Origin of the sequence: Micromonospora sp. NPDC007220 (assembly GCF_040634035.1) — a bacterium.
Taxonomy (GTDB): Bacteria; Actinomycetota; Actinomycetes; order Mycobacteriales; family Micromonosporaceae; genus Micromonospora; species Micromonospora reichwaldensis.
The window spans coordinates 13,340-31,162 of record NZ_JBEYEU010000014.1 but is presented as its reverse complement, the minus strand read 5'-3'; the positions used below and the strand labels follow the sequence as shown (position 1 = coordinate 31,162).

The window sequence follows — 17,823 nt, the reverse complement described above, 5'->3', positions numbered from 1 at the left end:
TTCCTGACTGTCGGCGTCAGGCTATCCTGACGCAGCTGCCCGGGCTGATCGTCGTCCGGGCCCGACGCTGCGAAGGAGAGCGCATGTCCGTGGTCAGCGGCACCGTGGCGCCGGGTTACGAGCCGGTCCGGGAGGCGTTCCTGGCGAACTTCGATACGCGGTCCGAGATCGGCGCGGCCCTCAGCGTCTACCGACACGGTCAGGAGGTGGCCAGACTGTGGGGCGGGCTCGCCGATCCCGCAACCGGCCGCCCCTGGCGGGAGGAGACCCTCCAGGTGGTCTTCTCGGCCACCAAGAGCGTGCCGGCGGCCTGCGCGCACCTGCTGGTTCAGCGCGGGCAGCTCGACCTGGACGCACCCGTCGCCGAGTACTGGCCGGAGTTCGCGGCGGCCGGCAAGGGCGGGATCCCGGTCCGCTGGCTCCTGTCCCACCAGGCGGGGCTGCCGGTGCTCGACCGTCCGGTTCCACTGGCGCAGGCGCTGACCTGGGAGCCGATGGTCGCCGCGCTGGCCGCCCAGGCGCCTGCCTGGCGGCCCGGCACGGCACACGGCTACCACGGGCTCACCTACGGCTGGCTGGTCGGCGAGGTGGTACGCCGCGTCTCCGGCCGCAGCCTCGGCACGTACTTCGCCGAAGAGATCGCCACACCGCTGGGCTTGGACTTCTGGGTCGGCCTGCCCGCCGCCGAGGCGCACCGGGTCGCCCGGCTCGTCGAGCAGCCGGTCGCCCCGCCCGCCGACGTGGCGGCGCCGGAGGCGCTGGCCGCCGTGGCGGCGTTGGAGGCGCTGGCCGCGTACACCGATCCGACCTCGTTGGTGGTCCGGTCGACGATGGTGACCGACCCGCCACTCGACCTCGCCGACCCGCGTACCTGGGCGGCCGAGATCCCGGCGGTCAACGGCATCTGCACCGCCTCGTCGCTGGCCCGCTTCTACGCCGGCCTGATCGGCGAGGTCGACGGCGTCCGGATCCTCGACGCGGCCACCCTCGACGCCGCCACCCGGGAACAGGCCGGCGGGGTCGACCGGGTCCTGCTGGTGCCGACCCGGCCGGCGCTCGGTTTCGGCCTGCCGTTGCCCGACCAGCCCTGGTGGTCGCCCACCGCCTTCGGCTTTCCCGGCCACGGCGGCTCGCTCGGCTACGCCGACGCGGCCAGCGGCATCGCCTTCGGCTACGTGACGAGCGGGCTCCGCGTCACGATGGGCCCGGACCCCCGCACGACCAGCCTGGTCGAGGCGGTCCGGGCGGTGGTGTCCCGCCAGCCGGCCTGACCACTGCCGGCCACCCCGACCGGGGCCGCGGCCCCCTCGTGCGACCGCGACCCCGTCTTCCGTCCTCGTACGTCAGCTGTTCAGCAGCTCGTACGCCGACGCCGGAGCCTTCTGCGCCTGGCTGCCCGTCGGCACGGTGACCTTCGGGGCCTTGCCGAAGTCGAAGTACTTCACGACGTACTTCGTGGCCTTGAGCTTGCCGACCGCCGGGATCTCCAGGGTGAGCGAGGTGAGGTTCCCGTCCGCCCCGACGACGGCCGTGAACGGGATCGTCTTCGCCGCGGCGCCGAGCGCGTCGACGTCCACGGCGTCGGCCATGGCCTGGCGCACGTGCTCGCCGTGGGTCAGGTCCACGGTCCCGGTGTAGGTCCCGCCGCCCTGGTCCGTCACGGTGTCTCCCACCGCCCCGAGGATCGCGCCGGTGTTGCCCGGGTCGGCACCCTCGTAGTAGGGCACGCTGGACGGGTCGGTCAGCTTCGCGTGGTCCAGCTCCATCCACTTCTTCGGCAGCTTGAGCATGCTGCTGAGCTCCTCGGCGCCGTCGAAGCTCACCTTCATCCAGGAGCGCTGCTCGATGAGGCGGAAGGAGAGCTTCATGGTGAAGTCGAGCTCCTTGTCCTTCTCGGTCACGGTGAGGTCCATGCCCTTGCCCGCCGGGTCCACCACGCCGGTGACGACGCCGGTCGGGTCGCTGCCGCTGAACCGGAAGGCCGGGTCCTCCTCGTCCGGCACCGCCGCCAGGAGCGTGCTCTTCGGGTTGGCCGACGGGGACGCCGCCGGGACCGGCGAGGAGGCCGCCGGGGCGTCCTGGGCGTCGTCGTTGCCACACCCGGCGACCAGGGAGGTCGCGGCCACCAGGGAGACGGCTGCCGCCGCGACCCGTCGGACCCTGCCGGCGGGGCCGGTCTGCTGCGTGATTCGCATGATTCTCTTTCCTAGCTGGACTGTTGCCGCCGCAGATCTTGGCACGCGCCCGGGCCGCCGCGTTGGCCCTGAGGGCCCGCCCGGGCGCTCGGCCTCATAAGCGGCCGACCCGCGCGCGGGCCGTTCCCTCCGAGGGCGGTCGGGCGGTGTGCCCCCGGGCGGTCCGCCGTCTCGCGAAAGCGGGGAACGTCCGCCGGAGCTGGTAGAAATGCCGGATGAGCCAGGATCGGACGGCGGTACGGGAGCGGGCCGAGGCGGTGCTGCGGCGGTTGGCCGGCGAGCACGCTCGGCTCCGGGAGGACCAGTGGCGGGCGATCGAGGCGCTGGTGGTCGACCGTCGTCGGGTCCTCTGCGTGCAGCGCACCGGGTGGGGCAAGTCGGCGGTCTACTTCGTGGCCACCGCCCTGCTGCGGGACCGGGAGGCGGCCGGCGCAGAAGGCGTCGCCGGGCCCACCGTGATCGTCTCGCCGCTGCTGGCGCTCATGCGCAACCAGGTCGAGTCGGCGGCCCGGGCCGGCATCCGGGCGCGCACGATCAACTCCGCCAACCTCGACGAGTGGGACGAGATCACCGCCGAGATCCACGCCGGCGCCGTGGACGTGCTGCTGATCAGCCCGGAGCGGCTCAACAATCCGGACTTTCGGGACACCGTGCTGCCGAAGCTGGCCGCCACGACCGGCCTGCTGGTGGTCGACGAGGCGCACTGCGTCTCCGACTGGGGGCACGACTTCCGGCCGGACTACCGCCGGCTGCGTACGTTCCTGGGCAACCTGCCCGAGCGCACCCCGGTGCTGGCCACCACGGCCACCGCCAACGCCCGGGTCACCGCCGACGTGGCGGAGCAGTTGGGCGACGCCCTCGTGCTGCGCGGCAGCCTGGACCGGGAGTCGCTGCGCCTCGGCGTGGTCGAGCTGCCGAGCCCGGCGTACCGGCTGGCGTGGCTCGCCGACCACCTGGACCGGCTCCCCGGCTCGGGCATCGTCTACACGCTGACGGTCGCCGCGGCGGGGGAGACCGCCGAGTTCCTGCGTTCCCGGGGCTACGCCGTCGCCTCCTACACCGGGCAGGCCGAGGACGCCGACCGGCGGGCCGCCGAGCAGGACCTGCTGGACAACAAGATCAAGGCGCTCGTCGCCACGAGCGCGCTGGGCATGGGCTTCGACAAGCCCGACCTCGGCTTCGTCGTGCACCTCGGCGCGCCGCCGTCTCCGATCGCGTACTACCAGCAGGTCGGCCGTGCCGGCCGGGCCGTCGCGCACGCCGAGGTGCTGCTGCTGCCCGGCACCGAGGACGCCGCGATCTGGCGCTACTTCGCCTCGCTCGCCTTTCCGCCCGAGGCGCAGGTCCGCGCCGTCCTGGCCGCCCTGCACACCGACCGGCCGCTCTCCACCCAGGCGCTCGAACCGATCGTCGACCTGCGCCGGGCCCGGCTGGAGCTGATGCTCAAGGTGCTCGACGTCGACGGCGCGGTCCGCCGGGTGCGCGGCGGCTGGCTCGCCACCGGCGAGCCCTGGGTCTACGACGAGGCCCGGTTGCGCCGCGTCGCCGAGGCGCGCACCGCCGAGCAGCAGGCCATGCGGGAGTACGCGACCACCCCCGACTGCCGGCTGCGCTACCTGCGCGAGTGCCTGGACGACGTCGGGGCCGCCGACTGTGGCCGCTGTGACCGTTGCGCCGGCCCGCTGTTCACGGCCGACGTGTCGGAGGTGGCGCAGACCGCCGCGCAGACCTTCCTCGGCCGGCCCGGCGTGGAGATCACGCCGAAGAAGCTCTGGCCGACCGGGCTGGAGGCGGTGGGCGTACCGCTGAAGGGGCGGATCGCCCCGGCGGAGCAGGCGCTGCCGGGGCGGGCGGTGGGGCGGCTGTCCGACCTGGGGTGGGGCGGCCGGCTGCGCGACCTGGTCGGGCCGGAGGCGGCGGACGTGGCCGTACCCGAAGACGTGGCCGCCGCCGTGGTCGAGGTGTTGAAGGCGTGGGCGCACGGCGACGAGCGGTGGCCGCGCCGCCCGGTCGGGGTGGTCGCGGTCGGCTCGCGCCGCCGGCCCCGGCTGGTCAGCTCGCTCGCCGAGCGGATCGCCGCCGTGGGCCGGCTGCCGCTGCTCGGCCAGGTGGCGCCGACCGGCGCGCCGGCCGGCGGTCCGCGCGGTAACAGCGCCCAGCGGGTACGCGCCCTGCACGGCGCCTTCGCCGTGCCGGACGACCTGGCCGACGCTCTCGCCGGGCTCGACGGGCCCGTGCTCCTCGTCGACGACCTGGTCGACTCGGGCTGGACGATGACGATGGCCGCCCGGGAACTGCGCCGGGCCGGCGCCCCCGACGTGCTCCCGCTCGCCCTGGCCGTCGCCGGCTGAGCCACCGGCGCTGCCCGGTCCGCCGGGCCGGGCCGCCGATGCCTGGGCGGAGGGGCCCGAGCTGCGGTGGCGTCGTGTCCGGACCGGTCGGGAAAGTTCCCGACGCGGGCGGACTGCGACCGTCGCCACGCCGCGCCACCGGCGGGCCGACGCGGTGCCGACGGGCGGTAGCGTGGGCGGCATGACCGATGAGCAGCCCGTTCGCGACCGGGACGGCGGCGGTGCCTGACCAGGTGTCGGCCGCGCCGGAGCACGCCTCGGCCGCGCCCGACGGCGTGCCGGCCGCGCCGGAGCAGGCGCCGGTCGCGTCCGACGGTGCGCTGGTCTCGTCGGAGCAGGCGTCCGCCGGGCCGGAGCACGTGTCGGCCGTGCCGGACCGCGGCACCGTCCGGCTTGCGCTGGTCGTCGGCGGGTTGGTGCTCGCCGTCCTGCTCGGCTTCGGCCTCGGTCGGCTGAACGGCGGCGGCCCGTCCGCTGCGGCGGGACCGGACAGCGCCCTCACCGGCCACAGCCACCCGCCGGGCACGGGCGCCCACGAGCACGGCGTCGACCAGGCCGCGGCGGCGCAGGCCGCCGGTCTCTCGGTCAGCTCGGCGGGCTACACGCTCACCCCTCTGGCCGCCACGTTCACCGCCGGCCGCGCGGGCGAGCTGCGCTTCCTGGTGCGGGACGCGCAACGCCGCCCGGTGACCCGGTTCGCGGTCGTGCACGAGAAGCCGATGCACCTCATCGTGGTGCGTCGCGACCTGACCGGCTACCAGCACCTGCACCCGACGATGGCGGCCGACGGCACCTGGTCGGTGCCGCTGACCCTGCCGCAGCCGGGGGTCTGGCGGGCGTACGCCGACTTCACCGCGCTCGCCGACGACGGCCGGCAGACCGCCGTGACCCTCGGGGTGGACCTGACCGCGCCGGGCGGCTACCAGCCGAGGCCGCTGCCGGCACCGGCGTCCTCCGCCACGGTCGACGGCTTCACCGTCGACTACCAGGGCACCCCGCAGGCCGGCGTGACCGTGCCGCTGACCTTCCGTGTCGACTCGGCCGGCGGGCCCCCGGCGCTGGAGCGTTACCTCGGCGCGTACGGACACCTGGTCGCTTTGCGCGAGGGGGATCTCGGCTACCTGCACGTCCACCCCGACCCGCAGCCGGTCGACGGGGCGGTGACGTTCTGGGTGACCACGCCCGACCCGGGCCGGTACCGGCTCTACCTGGACTTCCAGGTCGCCGGCGTGGTGCGCACCGCCGAGTTCACGCTGACCGTGCCCTGACCCCGCGGATGCCGCCCGAAGCCGGGTGGGGCACGTTTCCGCTGGTGGCGCTCAGCCGGCGCGGCGGATGGGGCGGCGGGCCAGGTAGCGCAGCAGGTCGCGGATGTGGTGCTTCTCCTCGGCCGGCACGGTCGGGTCGGCCAGCCGTTGCAGGATCACCCGGACGTCCGCCTCTACCGGGCCGTCGTCGACGCGCCGGCGGGGCGCGGGACCGGCGTCGGGCAGGCCGAGCGCGCGGAACGCTGCCGCGACCGGCAGGTCCAGCGCGGCGCAGAAGCCGCGTACCTTGGCCAGTTCGGGGTAGTCCTGCCAGTCTCCGGCGAGCCAACGGAACACGGTCGACCGACCGACGCCGGTGTGGGACGCCAGGTCGGTGACGGTCCAGCCGCGTTCCTCGCGGGCGTCGTCGATGGCGCGCCGTACGAAACGTGCGAAGGCCATCTGCGGAGAAACCTCTACGGAACCCATCCCTGCGGGTCTTCCCTCCCGACCGGCACCCGGCGGTGCGCCTCCGAGGGTAGTACGGAAAGGCAGGGAAACAGTTGACTGATCGACCAGACCGTCTCGTGAGCGGGACTCCGCACCCTGCGGAATGGCGTGGATCACACGCGCCTGGCGGTCTCCGTGACCGCTCGACCACGTTCGACGCCCGTCCGTCGGCCGGTGCGCCCTCCCGGGGCCGGGTGGCCGCGACGCCCGAGGTCGCTCAGCGGGCAGCCGCGACGCCTTCCGGCACCGGGGTGCCGGGGGCCGGCGCGGCGTCCGGCGCGGGCGCCGGCGGCAGCAGCGCCGCCAGCCGTGGGGTGACCGCCCACTGGTCGACGAGTTCCCGGTACTCCGTCCGCTGGGCGGCGGTGGGCGCGGTGCCGGTGCGTCGTGCCCGGATGAGCAGGTTGCGCGGAGTGTGCCGGGAGTCGACGAACTCCACCACCTCGGCCCGGTAGCCGTGCAGCCGGAGCAGCCCGGCCCGCAGCGCGTCGGTGAGGACGTCCGCGAAGCGCTCCCGGAGGATGCCCTGCCGGGTCAGCAGCTCGTACGGGGCCGGGGCCGGCCGCGCGCGCAGCTGGGCCGCGACGTCGTGGTGGCAGCACGGCGCGGCGAGCACCCAGCGGGCCTGCCAGCGCACCGCCCGGGCCAGCGCCTCGTCGGTGGCGGTGTCACAGGCGTGCAGGGCCAGCACCAGATCGGGGGCGGGCTCCACGACGGCGTCGGCGATCGTGCCGGCCACGAAGCTGACCCGGTCTGCCCAGCCCAGCCGCTCGGCCAGCTCGGTGTTGCGTCGCCGCTGGTCCTCCCTGACGTCCACGCCGACCAGCTCGACGTCGACCCCCCGCTGCGCCAGCCACCGGTACGCGGCGAAGGTCAGGTACGCGTTGCCGCAGCCCAGGTCGACCACCCGCAGCGGGCCGGTCAGGTCGTCCGGGAGGGTCGCCGCCAGCGCCCGCAGGAACGCGTCGACCTGGCGCCGCTTCGCCGCCGAGCCGCCGATCTCGGTGAAGATCGGGTCACCGGGATCGAGGAGGTACTCCTTCGCCCGGTCGTGCCCACCCGGCTCGGCGGCGGGCCGGGCCGCGGCGGCCCGGTGCACCTGTGCCTCGCCGGACTTGGTGACCCGCAGCTGGAGCGTCGCGTCGGCCGTCTCCACGTGCCAGTTGCCGAACGGCTCTGCCAGCAGCGCGTCCACCGCCGCGTCCGCCTCCGGGCCGGGGGCCACGTTGCGGGTGTACGGGCGGGAGCCGTCGGAGGTGGAGATCTGCAACCGGGGGCCCGCCTTCAGCGCGACCGGCCGCAGTTCGGCGCGGACCATCGAGGGGCGGTGTCCACGCCGGCGCCCGGCGGCCACCGCACGGGTGAGCGCCGGGTCGAGCAGCAGTGCCCGGACCTCGGTCAGGGCGGCGTCCAGTGGTTCGGGCATTGCTCCATCTTCCTCGTCGACCGGCGGCCTGCCCGGCACGCGTCCCGGCGGCGGTGTCCGGCGGGGGTTCTCGCCGGTGGTGTCGCGTCCGCCCAGCCCGCGGATCACGGCCCGGACGAGGAGATCCCCCGGCACCGGGTGCACCGGTCCGGGGGATCTCGGGTGACGTACGTCGGTCAGTCGGCGGTCGCCTCGGCCGGCGTACCGGCGGCGGAGCCACCACCACGACGGCGCCGGCGGCGGCGGGGCTTCGCGGCCTCGCCCTCGGCGGCGGCCGGGGCCTCGGTGGCCTCGGCGGTGATCACCGTGGTCGGCTCGCCCGCGACGGTCTCGCCGGCGCGGCGACGCCGACGGCGACGCGGGACGCGGGTGCCCTCCTCGGCGGTGTCAGCCGGCGCGTCGGCCTGCGGCGCGTCGGTCGCACCGCCGGCGCGGCCCGAGCGGCGCTCGCCGCGACCACGGCCCTCGCCGCGTTCGCCACGCTCGCCGCGCCGGGAGCCCCGGCCGCCCTCGCCCCGGCGGGGCCGTCCGCCGCCGAGGTCCTCCTCGACCTCGGCCGACAGCCCGGCGCGGGTGCGCTCGGCGGTCGGCAGGGTGCCGCTGACGTCGGTGGGGATGTGCAGGTCGGTGTAGAGGTGCGGGGACGTGTGGTACGTCTCCGCGGGCTCCGGCATGTCCAGGCCCAGCGTCTTGTCGATGATCCGCCAGCGGGGCATGTCGTCCCAGTCGACGAAGGTCACCGCGACGCCCGTCGCCCCGGCCCGGCCGGTACGACCGATCCGGTGGGTGTAGGTGTCCTGGTCCTCGGGGCAGTCGTAGTTGATCACGTGGGTGACGCCGCTGACGTCGATGCCCCGGGCGGCCACGTCGGTGGCGACCAGAGTGTCGATCTTGCCGGCGCGGAACGCCCGCAGCGCCCGCTCGCGCGCGCCCTGCCCGAGGTCGCCGTGCACGGCGGCGACCGCGAAGCCACGGAAGTCGAGGTCCTCGGCGACCCGGTCGGCGGCCCGCTTGGTGCGGGTGAAGATCATGGTCAGCCCGCGCCCCTCGGCCTGGAGGATCCGGGCCACGATCTCGACCTTGTTCATCGAGTGGGTGCGGTAGGCCAGCTGCTCGGTCTGCGGCGACGGGCCGGTCTCGGCGGTGTGCCCGGCGTGGATCGTCATCGGCTGGCGCAGGAAGCGCCGGGAGAGGGTGACGATCGGGTCCGGCATGGTCGCCGAGAAGAGCATGGTCTGCCGGTCCTCCGGCAGCATCGCCAGGATCTTCTCGACGTCGTCGAGGAAGCCCAGGTCGAGCATCCGGTCGGCCTCGTCGAGGACCAGCGCGCGGACCCGGTCCAGCCGCAGGTGCTTCTGCTTCTGCAGGTCCATCAGGCGGCCGGGGGTGCCGACCAGGATCTCCACGCCCTTGCGCAGCGCGTCGATCTGCGGCTCGTACGCGACACCGCCGTAGATCGGCAGCACCCGGACGCCCCGGGTCCGGCCCGCGGCGGCGAGATCCTTGGCCACCTGGATGCCCAGCTCACGGGTGGGCACGACGACCAGCGCCTGCGGCACGCCGTCGCTGCCCTCGCCCGGCGCGAAGACCCGCTCCAGCAGCGGTACGCCGAAGCCGAGGGTCTTGCCGGTGCCGGTGGGCGCCTGGCCGATCATGTCGATGCCGCGCATCGCGATCGGGATCGCGTACTCCTGGATGGCGAAGGCGCGGGTGATGCCGGCCGCGGCCAGCGCGTCGACGGTCTCCTGACGCGCGCCCAGCTCGGCGAAGGTGGGAGCCTCCGGACGCACCGGAGCGGTGGCGGCCAGTTCCTGGCCGTCCATCAGGTCTTGAGTCAGCTCGCTCATATGGATTTGGGGGTGCCCTCTCGTGGGTGCGCCCCGGCATGTCCGTCAGGGCGCGTTCGGTGTGGCGCGGGCCACACGGTCGGCGGCTGAATGCCTCTGCCGGACCGGGCCGCACGCGCGCCGCAGGCCTCACACTTCGACCGGGCTGGCTGATCCCTCAGATCAGCCTGGGTCAGGTCGGCGCCCGCGGCAACTGCTCCATGCTACCTGAACCGACCCGAGGGCGTCCCGATTCCATCCGCGCGCGCCACGCCGGGGGTCACCCACGTGACCTGTGTCACTTCTTGCCGGTTTGCCGGCGGGCGGTAGCCTGCGCTCGTGCCCGCGACCGATCTGCCCGACCGCGCCGTCGTCGACCTGCTCGGCCTGGTGGCCTTCGGTGAGCTGCTCGCCTTCGAACGGATGGCCGTCGACGCCCGGCTCGCCCCCGACCTGCGCCGGCGGGCGGCCCTGGGCGAGATGGCCGCCGCCGAGATCGGCAACTACCGGCGGCTGGCCGACCGGCTCGCCGCGCTCGGCGTGCTGCCCGACGACGCCATGGCGCCGTACGTCGAGCCGCTCCAGGCGTACCACGACTCGACCGAGCCGAAGGACTGGGCGGAGGCGGTCACGAAGGCATACGTGGGCGACGCCATCACCGACGACTTCATCCGGGAGATCGCCGCGGCCCTGGCCGAGCCGGACCGTCAGCTCGTCCTCGACGTGCTGCACGACTCGTCGTACGCCGACTTCGCCGTCGCCGAGATCCGGGCGGCCGTCGAGGCCGATCCGAGGGTGGCCGGCCGGCTCTCGATGTGGGCGCGGCGACTGGTCGGCGAGGCGCTGTCACAGGCCGGCCGGGTGGCCGCCGCCGAACGGGGGGCGCTCACCGCGCTCGTCGCACAGAGCGGGCGGGTGGACGTGCCGGGGCTGTTCGGGCGGCTGACCGCGGCACACGCCACGCGGATGGCCGCCGCCGGGCTGAACAACTGACCGCGACCGGCGTCCGCGACGGGCGATCGTCGGGTCACCCGTCGCGGCCGACCGGACCACTCAGCGGACGGTGAACCCGACCGCGCGCGGCGACGCCTCGGCGATCTCGACGTAGGCGACCTTGTTGACCGGCACGATCACCCGCCGGCCCTTCTCGTCGGTCAGGGAGAGGGTGCCCTCGTCCTTGCCGAAGGCCTCGGTCACGATCTGCTCGATCTCGGCCGGCGACTGCGCGCTCTCCAGGACCAGCTCGCGGGGCGCGTACTGCACGCCGATCTTGACCTCCACTGTGCCTCCTCATTCGGGCGAAAGAGCCGCCGTTGGGAAGGCTATCCGATCTCGGGGCCGGATGTTCAGGCTGACTCACCTTGCAGCGGGAAGCTGGCGATGCCCCGCCAGGAGAGCGCCGCGACCAGTGCCTCCGCCTCTGCCTTGGGCAGCTGCCGGCCACGGGCCAGCCAGAACTGCGCGGCGGTCTCGGCCGCGCCGACCAGGCCGGAGGCGAGCAGTTCGGCGTGCGCCCGGCTGATCCCGGTGTCGGAGATGATGGTGTCGGTGATCGCCGCGATGCAGCCCTGCTCCACCCGCTCGACGCGCTGGCGCACCGCCGGGTCGTTGCGCAGGTCCGACTCGAAGACGAGGCGGAACGCCTCGCTCTCGTGGTCGACGAAGTCGAAGTACGCCCGCACCGACGCGCCGACGCGCTCCTTGTTGTCGTTGGTGCCGCGCATGGCGTCGTCGACCTTCGCGAGGATCGCGTCGCAGTGCGTGTCCAGCAGGGCGAGGTAGAGGTCCATCTTGCCGGGGAAGTGCTGGTAGAGCACGGGCTTGGAGACTCCCGCCCGCTCGGCGATGTCGTCCATCGCGGCCGCGTGGTAGCCCTGGGCGACGAACACCTCCTGGGCCGCGGCGAGCAGTTGCTTGCGGCGCGCGGAACGGGGCAGGCGGGTGGGCCGGCCGGCGGTCTGGGCACCGTTCCCCACAGCGGTCATGGGAACCTCCGAGTCTCTTCGTACGAGCCGGCAATTCACCCGAACCGGTCGGGGCCCGGGGACCCGTCGCGGAATTGGCCCGCCGCTGTAACTTATCGCCACTGTCACCACACGGTAGCCTCAGCGGGGGCGACCAAGGAGCGCGCGGTGAGTGAAACAGGGCAACCCGGTGCCGCCAACCCGGGGGAGCATGGCGACGGCACGGGTCCGCAGGACGACCTGGCCCGTTCCGGCAGCGGGTGGGCGCCCCCGGCGGCCAGTTGGTCCCGGGGCGGGGAGATCTCCGGCCCCCGCGAGCCGGCCTCTCCATGGGGTCCGCCCGAGCCGTCCCCCGGTTGGGCCGCCTCGTCCCCGCGGCACGGCGACCTGCCGCCACCGCTGCCCGGCCCGGCCGCGACCGAGCCGCCGGCCCGGGTCAACGGCCACCACGCCAACGGCGTCGACCACGCCGCCGACGACGCGCCGGTCAACCGCCAGGTCCCGGTGAGCGCCCCGCCCGGCATCCCCGGCGACCAGCGCCGCGACCCGGGCAACGACCGGCTGGTGGTGCCCGCGCAGCGCCCGGCGCCGACGGCCGAGCAGCCGCCCGGGACGCAGCACGGGTTCACCGACCCCGAGTCCCGTCCGGCCCGGCGCTCCGCCGAGGACCCGTCGGCCGGCCGCCAGAACCGCTGGTCGGAGCCGGGGCTGCCGACGTCGGCGCCCCCCGCCGTCCAGGTCCCGCCGGTGGGCACCGCCGCCAGCGGCTTCGAGGTGCCGCCCGGCTTCCACGCGCCGACGGCCGACCGTGCCGCCGCCGACGAGCCCCCGTCGGCCGCCGGCCCGCCGCGCGGCTGGAGCGACCACTACGCACCGGAGCCGTCGGCCCCCGACCCGCGCGACCTCCCGCCGCCCACCGAGCGCCCGCCCACCGAACGCCCGGTTGATACCGCGCCCGCCACCGGCGACCGCGCGACGGCCGGCGACCGCGCGGCCGTTGGCGACCGGCTCGCCGGCGTCGACCGCGCGTTGGGCGCGGACCGCGCCTTCCGCGACGACCGGGACGCCGATCCGGTCGCCACCGGCACGGACGGCGCACCGGGGGAGTTCGGCCAGGACCGCGCCGCCGGTGGGCCGGGCCAGGGCCGCGCCCCGGACGGCCCCCACGCGGAGCGGACGCTGGGCGCCCCCGGCCAGGACCGCACGCCGGCCGGATTCGACCAGGACCGCAGGGCGGCCGGGTTCGAGCAGGAGCGCGCGCCGGGCGGGTTCGACCGGGACCGCGCGCCGCACGCCGCGGGGCACGAGCGGGTCGGGCGTGGCTTCGGCGCGGACCCGGGTGCCGACCGGTCCCCGGTCGCCGAACCGGCGGCCGGTGCGCAGCACGTTCCGGGCGGCGACCGGGAACCGTCGTCCCGGTCGGAACCGGGCGGTTCCCGACAGTCGGCCGCCGAGTGGCCGCCGAGCACCGAACCGGACTGGACCGGCCCGAACTGGAACCGCCCGAGCTGGGGCGCCGCGTGGGCGCCGCCCTGGTCCCGCGAGGAGGCCGAGCCGGTGGGTCGTCGCTCCCGGGAGGACGCGGAGCCGGCGGGGCGTCGAGCCCGCGAGGAGCCCGAGCCCGTCGGTCGCCGGTCCCGCGAGGAACAGCCGCCGGCCTGGGCCGGTGAGCCGCAACGACCGCACGAGCCGTCGCGCGCCGAGTCTCCCCGCCCCTACGACCCGCCCCGCGAGCCCGGCCGCCCCTACGACGTCGCCCAGACCGCGCCGGTGCCCCGGCCGGCGTACGAGCGACCGTCCGCCCCGGGGCCCGAGGCCGAACCGCCGGCCCCGACCGAGCGACCGGCCTGGGCGTCGGGCGGGTCGGTCCCCGCGCCGGCGGGCGCGCCCCCGCTCGCGTACGCCCCGGAAACCGCCGCCGCGGCGGCCCGCGCCGAGGACACCCCGGACCGGGTCACCCGGCCGTTCCGGCTCCGACCGGAGAGCGCGGAGCCGGCCCCGAGGCCGCCGGGCGGCCCACAGCCCGCCGCCGAGGCCGCCACCAGCGGGTTCGGGCGGCGTGAGCGCACCCCGTCCGGGCCCGCCCCGACGAGCGCGCCCCCCTACGCGGCCCGCCGGTCCGCACCCGAGCCGGCCCCGGCGGCCCCGCCGGCCGCCGCCGACCCGGCGCCGGAGTCCGCATCGGCGGTGTTGCCGCAGCGCGTCCCCGCCGAGCCGGACGTGCCCGTCGTGCCGGAGCCGCCAGCCGTGGAGCCACCCGCCGAGACCCCCGAACTCGCCCGCATCGCCACCCATCTGCGCCGCGAGGACGAGCCTGCCCCGCCGCGGGAGCGCCCGGAGGGCTTCGACGTCAACGCCATCCTCGACGCCGTCCGTGGCGTGGCCGGTGTCCGCGACGCTGCGCTGCGCCGTACCCCGGCCGGCGCGCACAGCCTGCGGCTCGACCTCGCCGACGGGGCCGACCCGGCCGAGGTGAGCCGGCAGGTCGCCCGCCTGCTCCAGGACCGGATGGGGCTGGCCGCCGCGCCGCAGAACCTGCCCGGCATGCCGGCGGCACCCGCCCCGCCGGTGCGCCGCCGGTCGGCGGAGCCGCGCGGTGCCGACCCCAGGTCCGCGGGCGTCGCGGCACGCCCCGCCGAGCCGTCCTCCGCAGAGCCCCGGGTGCCCGGCGCCAGGGTGACCGGCGGCCCGTCGGAGGCCGCGTCGACCCGGGCCGAACAGCGTCCCGAGGCGGCGCCCGAGACCCCGCGCCGGCGGCGGCAGCCCGTCGCCCCGCACCGGGGCCGGGCCACGGTGGAGGAGCCCGGCTCGGTCTCCGCCGCCCCTTCCGGGACTCCGGCCGGTGCCCCGGGGACCGTCGGTACGTCGTACTCCGGTGGGCAGGTGACGACGACGGAGACCGCGCCGTCCCGGCCGCTGGACACCGGCGGCGCGGTGGGCCCCCGGGTGGTGATCGACCACGTCCAGGTGAGCACCTTCGGGCTCGACGCCACCGTGGAGGTACGCCTGCTCGCCGGCGGGGAGAGCGCCGCCGGCTACTCGACCGGGCCGGCCGTCGACGGGTACGTGCTGCGGCTCTGCGCGGTGGCCGCGGCGGCGGCGGTGGACGAGCTGCTGCGCGGCGGCGAGCCCGGCCCCGATGCCGGCCCCGACCGTGGGCGCTGCTTCGTCGAGCACGCGGCCGTGGTGCCCTTCGGCAACTGCGACGTGGCCACGGTCGTGGTGCTGCTCGTCTGCGACGGCTGGGTGGAGCAGCTCGTCGGCTCCGCGCTGGTCGCCGGTGACCCCCGGCAGGCGGTCGTCCGGGCCACCCTGGCCGCGGTCAACCGCCGGATCGAGGCGCTGCTGGCCTGAGCGCTGCCGGTCGTTGCGGCCCCGGGCAGACTGGAGTCATGAAGCGCGCCACCCTCCGGCCGGACCACCTCCTTCCCGAGCACTCCGTCCCACCGCCCTGGCCGGGGCGGGAGGTACGCCTCGACGGCACGGTGACGTACGTCCGGGACACGCCGGCCACCACGCCCGGCGCGGAGCCGGCGCTCTACGTGCACGGGCTCGGCGGTTCGTCGCAGAACTGGACCGACCTGGCGTACCTGCTCGCCGACCACCTCGACGGGCAGGCCATCGACCTGCCGGGGTTCGGCCGCAGTGAGCCGGGCCGCCGGTACACCGTCCCGTCCTTCGCCGACCGGGTGATCCGCTGGATCGAGCACTCCGGCCGGGGGCCGGTGCACCTGTTCGGCAACTCGCTGGGCGGGGCGGTCTCGGTGCAGGTGGCGGCGGTACGGCCGGACCTGGTCCGGAGCCTGACCCTGATCTCGCCGGCGCTGCCGTTCCTGGACTTCCGGCGCTCGTTGCAGGGCCGGATGCTGCCGCTGCTGGCGATCCCCCGGGGCGAGCGCCTGGCCGCCTGGCGGCTGGCCCAGATCGCGCCCGAGGTGATGGCCCAGCAGGTGATGGAGTCCTGTGTGGCCGACCTCACCCGGATCTGCGACCAGCGCCGGGAGGAGGCGCTGGAGGAGATCCGGGTGCGGCACGAGGCCGCGCACTACGCCGCCGCGTACGTCCGGACGTTCCGGGGACTGGTCTCCAGCTTCCTGCGGTCGTACCTGCCGGGGTCGGGGTCGCTGTGGCGGCTCGCCGCGACGGTCGAGGCGCCCACCCTGGTCGTCGGCGGGCGGGCCGACCGGCTGGTGGACGTGCGGGTGGCCCCGCAGACGGCCCGCGTCGTCCCGGACAGCCGGCTGTTGATGCTCGACGGGGTCGGCCACGTGGCGCAACTGGAGGTGCCGCGCCTGGTGGCCCGGGCCGTGTTGGGCCTGCTCACCGAAACGGGGGACACCCTCAGGCGGTCCGACGTGGCAGGCTGACCGGGATGTCCCCTGCCCGTCACCCCGCCCCGACCCGCCGTGCCCCGGCTCCCGTCGAGGGCCGCCGTCGCGCCCAGGCCACGTCGCCCCCACGGGACGGCGGCGTGGACCTGACCCGCCCGCGGCACCGCCGTCCGGAGCGTCGGCGGGGTCTCGTGGGGCTGGTCGCGCTGGTGCTCGCCGTCGGTGCGGCGGTGGCGGTGATCGCCGACCGGCGGGGCGCCGACGTCGGGGCGGAGGCGCTCACCGCCGGGGAACTGGCTCCCGCGCCGATGCTCGCGCCGGGGGCGGCCTCGCCGCTGCCGTCCGCGCCCGCCGCGGCGCCCTCGGCCGTCGAGCCACCGCCGGCCGTGCTCCGGCTGCCCGGGCCGGTGCCGTCCGCGGGCCGGGGCAGCTTCGGCTACGACGACCGGGTGGGCCCGGTGCTGGGTGACGCGGGCACGCTGCGCCGCTACCGGGTCGCCGTGGAGTCGGGCGCCGGCGAGGACGCGGGCGAGTTCGCCGCCGCCGTCGAGCGGGCGCTCGCCGGGCCGGGGAGCTGGGTCGACGGCGAGCTGCGGTTGCAGCAGGTACGCGCCGCCTCCCGGCACGACTTCACGGTCTACCTCGCCACGGCGAGGACGGCGGGCCGGCTGTGTGCCGCCGGAGGGGTGAACATCCGGGTGGGCGGGAAGCCCTACACGTCGTGCCGGGCACCCGGCAAGGTGATCATCAACCTGGACCGCTGGCGGCTCTCGGTGCCGCACTTCGTGAGCGCGAAGGTGCCGCTGTCGGTCTACCGGACGTACGTGGTGAACCACGAGGTCGGGCACCAGTTGGGGCACCGGCACGAGCGCTGCCCCGGCAGGGGCCGGGTGGCGCCGGTGATGATGCAGCAGACGCTCTTCCTGAACGGCTGTGTCGCCAACCCCTGGCCGTACCGGGACGGTCGCCGGTACGCGGGCCCGCGGCTCTGACCCGGCGGCGATCGGGCGTCTGGCGCCAGCCGGGGGACCGCCCGAATTCACCCCTGAGGGGATGAGCGAGGTTCGCGTTTTTCGCGGCGTAATGCCCGATTAGTGTGGGACGCTCGGTCCATGACGTCGTCGTCCCCTTCCGACCCGCCCGGCCCGGCACGCCGCCCGACGCCGACCCGACCGTCGTCACCTCGGCCGACGCGCTGGTGGCGACCGTCGGCCCCGATCCGGGGCCGTCGGGTGGTGGGGCTCGGCGCCACCCTCCTGCTCGCGGCGGCCGCCGCCGTGACGCTGGCCCGGGCCGGCGACCGCGCGCCCGTGCCGACCACGGGCGACGGGAACCGCACGTCGTACGCGGCGGGGGCGGACCAGCGGGCACGGCCCTCCGCCTACCCCCGCACGGGTACGGGCGACTTCACCACCGCGCCCGGCGACTCCCCGGTGCGGGGCACCGACGGGCCGCTCCGGCACTACCGGGTGGCCGTGGAGCAGGGCACCGACCAGGACGTCGCCGCCTTCGCCGCCACCGTGGACGAGGTGCTGGGCGACCCCCGCAGCTGGATCGCCTCGGAGGAGCTGCGGCTGCGGCGGGTGGCGGAGGCGGACGACGCCGACTTCACCGTCTACCTCGCCACCCCGGAGACCTCGGAACGGATGTGCGCCGAGGGCGGGCTCAGCACCGAGGGCTACACCTCCTGCCGGCTCCCCGGGCAGGTGATCATCAACCTGGCGCGCTGGCTGGAGGCGGTCCCCGACTACGGGGCGCCGCTGGAGATCTACCGCGCCTACGTGGTCAACCACGAGGTGGGCCACGAACTCGGCGAGGAACACCAGGCCTGCCCGGCGCCCAGCGAGCCGGCACCGGTGATGCAGCAGCAGACGTACGGCCTGGACGGCTGCGTCGCCAACGCCTGGCCGTACGTCGACGGCTCGCGCTACGACGGCGAGCTCGTTCCCGGCACCTGAGTTATTCCCCTTCCC

General features: G+C 75.9%; 13 protein-coding genes and 1 pseudogene. 8 read left to right on the top strand and 6 right to left on the bottom strand.

From position 1 onward, the window contains the following. The first annotated feature begins 83 nt into the window (after window positions 1–83). Window positions 84–1,271: a serine hydrolase domain-containing protein gene (locus tag ABZ573_RS22270; protein WP_358120584.1), complete on the top strand. Its 1,188-nt coding sequence runs from the start codon at window positions 84–86 to the stop codon at window positions 1,269–1,271. Window positions 1,272–1,343: 72 nt separating this feature from the next. Here the strand turns inward: ABZ573_RS22270 and ABZ573_RS22265 are convergent, their stop codons facing one another. After that, window positions 1,344–2,189, bottom strand: coding sequence for a hypothetical protein (locus ABZ573_RS22265; RefSeq protein WP_358120736.1), 846 nt, complete (start codon window positions 2,187–2,189; stop codon window positions 1,344–1,346). A gap of 221 nt (window positions 2,190–2,410) precedes the next feature. Here ABZ573_RS22265 and ABZ573_RS22260 point away from each other — a divergent pair, with 221 nt between their 5' ends. Further along, complete coding sequence (locus ABZ573_RS22260; protein ID WP_358120581.1) at window positions 2,411–4,546, top strand: DEAD/DEAH box helicase; 2,136 nt, start codon at window positions 2,411–2,413, stop codon at window positions 4,544–4,546. 188 nt (window positions 4,547–4,734) lie between these two features. Further along, window positions 4,735–5,814 (top strand): hypothetical protein, encoded by a 1,080-nt coding sequence (locus ABZ573_RS22255; protein ID WP_358120578.1) that lies wholly within the window; start codon window positions 4,735–4,737, stop codon window positions 5,812–5,814. A 51-nt stretch (window positions 5,815–5,865) separates the two neighbouring features. Here the strand turns inward: ABZ573_RS22255 and ABZ573_RS22250 are convergent, their stop codons facing one another. The 3 genes from ABZ573_RS22250 to ABZ573_RS22240 form a co-directional block, all read right to left on the bottom strand. Next, a complete protein-coding gene (locus ABZ573_RS22250; protein ID WP_091627481.1) occupies window positions 5,866–6,282 on the bottom strand; it encodes a helix-turn-helix domain-containing protein in 417 nt (138 codons plus the stop codon). Window positions 6,283–6,520: 238 nt separating this feature from the next. Further along, on the bottom strand, window positions 6,521–7,729 hold the full coding sequence (locus tag ABZ573_RS22245; protein ID WP_358120575.1) for an SAM-dependent methyltransferase: 1,209 nt from the start codon (window positions 7,727–7,729) through the stop codon (window positions 6,521–6,523). A gap of 176 nt (window positions 7,730–7,905) precedes the next feature. Continuing rightward, the gene (locus ABZ573_RS22240; protein ID WP_151456944.1) at window positions 7,906–9,576 is read right to left on the bottom strand and encodes a DEAD/DEAH box helicase; all 1,671 of its coding nucleotides are present in this window, start codon (window positions 9,574–9,576) and stop codon (window positions 7,906–7,908) included. 318 nt (window positions 9,577–9,894) lie between these two features. Between ABZ573_RS22240 and ABZ573_RS22235 the strand changes: the two genes are divergently transcribed. Next, window positions 9,895–10,548 (top strand): ferritin-like fold-containing protein, encoded by a 654-nt coding sequence (locus tag ABZ573_RS22235; protein ID WP_151456945.1) that lies wholly within the window; start codon window positions 9,895–9,897, stop codon window positions 10,546–10,548. Between the two features lie 60 nt (window positions 10,549–10,608). On the opposite strand, the gene ABZ573_RS22230 is transcribed toward ABZ573_RS22235, so the two are convergent. Continuing rightward, a complete protein-coding gene (locus ABZ573_RS22230; RefSeq protein WP_151456946.1) occupies window positions 10,609–10,836 on the bottom strand; it encodes a DUF3107 domain-containing protein in 228 nt (75 codons plus the stop codon). Between the two features lie 65 nt (window positions 10,837–10,901). Then, entirely contained in the window at window positions 10,902–11,540 is a 639-nt protein-coding gene (locus ABZ573_RS22225) for a TetR/AcrR family transcriptional regulator (protein WP_132230849.1), read from the bottom strand. Between the two features lie 1,449 nt (window positions 11,541–12,989). On the opposite strand from ABZ573_RS22225, the pseudogene ABZ573_RS22220 reads away from it, so the two are divergent. The 4 genes and pseudogenes from ABZ573_RS22220 to ABZ573_RS22205 form a co-directional block, all read left to right on the top strand. After that, window positions 12,990–14,873: pseudogene (locus tag ABZ573_RS22220) on the top strand (hypothetical protein); the annotation flags it as partial. A gap of 38 nt (window positions 14,874–14,911) precedes the next feature. Then, on the top strand, window positions 14,912–15,886 hold the full coding sequence (locus ABZ573_RS22215; RefSeq protein ID WP_358120570.1) for an alpha/beta hydrolase: 975 nt from the start codon (window positions 14,912–14,914) through the stop codon (window positions 15,884–15,886). A gap of 5 nt (window positions 15,887–15,891) precedes the next feature. After that, entirely contained in the window at window positions 15,892–16,842 is a 951-nt protein-coding gene (locus ABZ573_RS22210; RefSeq protein WP_358120567.1) for a DUF3152 domain-containing protein, read from the top strand. A 240-nt stretch (window positions 16,843–17,082) separates the two neighbouring features. After that, window positions 17,083–17,808, top strand: coding sequence for a DUF3152 domain-containing protein (locus tag ABZ573_RS22205; protein WP_358120564.1), 726 nt, complete (start codon window positions 17,083–17,085; stop codon window positions 17,806–17,808). Window positions 17,809–17,823 lie beyond the last annotated feature (15 nt).